Genomic DNA, 1,474 nt, shown 5'->3' with positions numbered 1-1,474 from the left:
GGATAGAGTCCGTATAATTGTGTAAAAAGAAAAGGGTCAAGACCCATTCTCATGTTACAATGTTTTCGACCAAGAAAAATTTGTACAGGAGGAATGGGATACATGACCCAATTTAATCTTACCTTAAATCTTGACCAGTTAAAAGACGAATTAATGGATTCCAACTTAAACGCTGTAGTTAAATCATCAATTGTCCTGATCCTAAACCAAGTCATGGAACAAGAACGGGATGACTATTTAAAGGCAGCAGCCTATGAACGAAATTCCGAGCGGGTGGACTACAGAAACGGTTACTATAAGCGTGATTATACGATGACATTTGGCCGTATCAAGCTCAAGGTACCACGTACCCGAAATGGCGAATTTTCTACCTCGGTCTTTGAAAAATATAAGCGTGCCGAACAAGCCCTGGTCCTGTCTATGCTGGAAATGGTCGTCAATGGGGTCTCTACTCGAAAAGTCACCAAGGCGGTGGAACAGCTCTGCGGCGAAAAGGTGTCCAAATCCTTTGTCTCGTCCCTAACGAAACAGTTGGACCCGGTTGTAACCGAGTGGGCGCAGCGTTCGTTAATTGGTCATGAGTACAAGTATGTGTATGTGGATGCAATGTACATTAAAGTGCGGGAGTACCAGAAAGTCGTCTCCAAAGCTGTCTACGTGGCGATTGGCATTAACGAACAAAACAAACGGGAGATCATTGGCTTCAATGTCAGTCATGCCGAATCCAAAGAAGGGTGGAAAAACTTTTTTCAAGACCTTCAATCACGCGGCCTACAGTCTCCGAAACTAGTGATTTCAGATGCGCATGAAGGCTTGAAGAACGCTATCCAAGAGTCTTTTGTTGGCTCAGGATGGCAAAGATGCACGGTGCACTTTAAACGCAATCTGTTTGATAGCCTACCCAAAAAAGGAACCGAAGAATTTCGATCCTTAATCAAGGACCTATTTAACTGCCAGTGCCCCAAAAAAGCTAGAGCGGTTCGTGACGACATCTTTCAGGCGTACGAAGAGAAAAAAGGCTACGAAAAAGTTCTCAAACAGTTGGATGAAGGGTTCGAAGATGCGATTCAATTTATGAATGAACCCCCATCTTATCATGCTCAGTTGCGCACCACGAATAACCTTGAACGATTGAATTCCGAAATTCGCCGGAGAGAGCGTGTCATCCGTATTTTCCCGAACACTCAGTCCGCTTTCCGGTTAATCGGTGCTGTCCTTAAAGACTATGGAGAGACGCTAGACATAGGCGGCCGAATGTTCCTGAAGGAAAGGAAATCTGACTCGTAACGTCGTCATTTGACATGGAGCCTCCGGCGATCATGAGTCCGAGCCAGAGAGCCAGGTGGCAGACAACCAGGCTCGCCAACCAGGCTATCATGCTCGCCCCTCCATGTAAAATGGTGGGAAATCCAGGGGCCAGCACTCGTGTCGGCCTCCTTATAAGTGCGAAAATCATTGTAACAGATTTTACACA

1 protein-coding gene is annotated in these 1,474 nt (G+C 45.7%); it reads left to right on the top strand.

The features are described 5' to 3' along the window. Window positions 1-102 precede the first annotated feature (102 nt). Window positions 103-1,287 carry an IS256 family transposase gene (locus GMB86_RS15265; protein WP_155221398.1) on the top strand — a complete coding sequence of 395 codons (1,185 nt, stop codon included), beginning with the start codon at window positions 103-105 and terminating at the stop codon, window positions 1,285-1,287. Window positions 1,288-1,474: the final 187 nt, after the last annotated feature.

Source organism: Terrilactibacillus tamarindi, assembly GCF_009718825.1.
GTDB lineage: Bacteria > Bacillota > Bacilli > Bacillales > Sporolactobacillaceae > Terrilactibacillus > Terrilactibacillus tamarindi.
The sequence above is the reverse complement of the archived record's forward strand: the minus strand, read 5'-3'. Positions and strand labels throughout refer to the sequence as shown.

Coding starts and splice junctions, on each gene's coding strand:
- GMB86_RS15265 (WP_155221398.1), top strand. CDS start 103: ATGACCCAATTTAATCTTACCTTAAATCTTGACCAGTTAAAAGACGAA.